A 1,365-nucleotide genomic window follows, 5' to 3' on the forward strand; every position below is an offset into this window, starting at 1 on the left:
CTGCAGATTCAACAGTCGAAGAGTTAGGAAAAAAATTAGATTTACCTCCATTTTTAGAAGAAAAACGTGCAGAAATAGAAGCAAAGCTAGTACCACTTGATTAATAAAGGAGAGTGTAATGTGGAACAATATCGTATTAATACAAATAAGGGACTTGAATTCGGTTTATATTCGATAGGGGATCATTTACTTAATCCACATACAGGCTCAATGATTAGTGCTGAACAGCGTATTCAAGAATTAATTGATGCAAGTAGGCTAGCTGATGAGGCAGGACTTGATGTATTTGCTGTCGGTGAAAGTCATCAAACGTATTTTACAACACAGGCACATACTGTCATTTTAGGGGCTATCGCACAGGCAACAAAAAATATTAAAATAGCTAGCTCAGCAACGGTGTTAAGTACATCCGATCCTGTTCGTGTGTATGAAGATTTTGCCACAATTGATTTAATTTCAAAAGGTCGAGCTGAAATTGTCGCTGGTCGTGGTTCACGTGTTGGGGCATATAGTTTACTTGGCTATGATGTACATGATTATGAAGAATTATTTGAAGAAAAATTGGAGCTTCTTTTGAAGTTAAATAATGAGGAAAAAGTAACCTGGGAAGGACAATTCCGTGCACCATTAAAAAATGCATCCATTTTACCGCAGCCTAAAAATGGCCATTTGCCAATTTGGCGTGCAGTAGGTGGCCCGCCTGCTAGTGCGATTAAGGCTGGATATGCAGGTGTACCAATGATGCTGACAACTCTTGGTGGTCCTGCTATCAACTTTAAGGTCTCTGTTGATGCATATCGTGAGGCAGCAGAGCGTAGTAGTATTGATCCAGCAACTTTACCAATCGCAACAACAAGTTTATTTTATACTGCGGAAAATTCACAGGATGCACTCCGTGAGTACTATCCACATGCTAATTCTGGTATGCAGGCATTACGTGGTGGTGGCTATCCAAAACAACAGTTTGCCCAATCTACAGATTATCGTGATGCTTTAATGGTTGGTAGCCCGCAACAAATTATTGAAAAAATGCTTTACCAACACGAAATATTTGGGCAACAGCGCTTTATGGCACAAATTGATTTTGGCGGCGTGGCATTCGACAAGATTGCGAAAAATATTGAGTTGATTGCAACTGAAATTATGCCAGCGATTAAGAAACATACAGCTGAAAAATAATGAGTATCGCTGTAAGGCTAGGAATTGAAGATACTAGGATCAGTACAGAACTGCATTAAAGGGAATAGAGACAGTCACAGAACGAGGACAGAAAAGAGAAAAGAACTGAATGATATATTATAAGATCACTAATAAGAGTAGCCTTTTTCTAACAATTTCAATGGATAATTATGATTGTTTGTGAAG

Annotated in this window: 1 protein-coding gene and 1 pseudogene; both read left to right on the forward strand. The window is 38.6% G+C overall.

Going from position 1 to position 1,365, the window contains the following annotated elements; genetic code table 11:
* A pseudogene (locus AC1DUW_RS28985) lies at positions 1 to 104 on the forward strand (ring-cleaving dioxygenase); the annotation flags it as partial.
* A 16-nt stretch (positions 105 to 120) separates the two neighbouring features.
* Positions 121 to 1,179, forward strand: coding sequence for an LLM class flavin-dependent oxidoreductase (locus tag AC1DUW_RS28990; protein WP_252432992.1), 1,059 nt, complete (start codon positions 121 to 123; stop codon positions 1,177 to 1,179).
* The last annotated feature ends 186 nt before the right edge of the window (positions 1,180 to 1,365 follow it).

This window comes from Peribacillus sp. P4_C12 (assembly GCF_056402095.1).